1 protein-coding gene is annotated in these 392 nt (G+C 34.9%); it reads right to left on the bottom strand.

The window, feature by feature from the left end:
* Positions 1 to 108: 108 nt before the first annotated feature.
* The gene (locus UF05_RS26515) at positions 109 to 321 is read right to left on the bottom strand and encodes a hypothetical protein (RefSeq protein WP_231640436.1); all 213 of its coding nucleotides are present in this window, start codon (positions 319 to 321) and stop codon (positions 109 to 111) included.
* Between the last annotated feature and the right edge of the window lie 71 nt (positions 322 to 392).

Below are 392 nucleotides of genomic sequence, written 5' to 3'. Positions count from 1 at the left end.
ATTCAGCATGGAATGAATAAGTGATACATTATCGACATCATCCCATGACACTAACTTATCAAAGTACAGCCCTATACGTGACAGATCTTGTGTGATTAAATATGAAATCTACTTCTCATCCAAATACTTGCCTTCGACGCTAAGTAATCGCTGAGCCTCTTGTTCACATAAATAAACTTTGCCCTCTATGCCAAACTTTACGAGATTCATTGCAATCAGTGATTCGCTCTTAGGCAGTTTAAATATCTGTTCGCCGAAATCTAATTTTCTTTCATCATTATCAAACACCTTTCCAACAATAGGCGCAACTTTTTTGATCACAGCTTTCGTTATATTTTTTTGTTCTATTACACAGAGTTTATCAACAATCTTTTACTTAATCGATTACTGGA

Source organism: Vibrio sp. S457-15 (genome assembly GCF_000960545.1).
GTDB lineage: Bacteria > Pseudomonadota > Gammaproteobacteria > Enterobacterales > Vibrionaceae > Vibrio > Vibrio parahaemolyticus.
The sequence above is the reverse complement of the archived record's forward strand: the minus strand, read 5'-3'. Positions and strand labels throughout refer to the sequence as shown.